The organism is Alkalicoccobacillus porphyridii (assembly GCF_007293315.1).
Lineage (GTDB): Bacteria > Bacillota > Bacilli > Bacillales > Bacillaceae_D > Alkalicoccobacillus > Alkalicoccobacillus porphyridii.
On record NZ_VLXZ01000291.1, the window covers coordinates 1 to 258 of the forward strand.

The 258-nt window shown below is 49.6% G+C and carries 1 protein-coding gene; it reads right to left on the bottom strand.

Annotated features, from left to right (window positions below):
- On the bottom strand, positions 1-258 hold a 258-nt coding region (locus tag FN960_RS24355; RefSeq protein WP_368854066.1), incomplete at both ends, for a hypothetical protein.

Sequence of the window (258 nt, forward strand, 5' to 3'; positions counted from 1 at the left end):
GTTCTGTTGTCGGGAAGTAGCGAGTTAACCCAGCGCTCATTGAGCGATCAAGTGTCAATTCAGAGCCATCGATGACATAAGGATAAGGGATTTCATGCTGCGAGGGTTGCACTGAGATATGCGCACCATAATCCTGATACAGCAACGTAAGTTGTTCATTAAGATACGAACGAAAGAGAGTAGGGCGAGTGATCGTGGTGGTGTAGCTGCCTGCGTGGGTAAAGCGACCAAATGCGCGCGTTTTGGGGGGATTGGTTG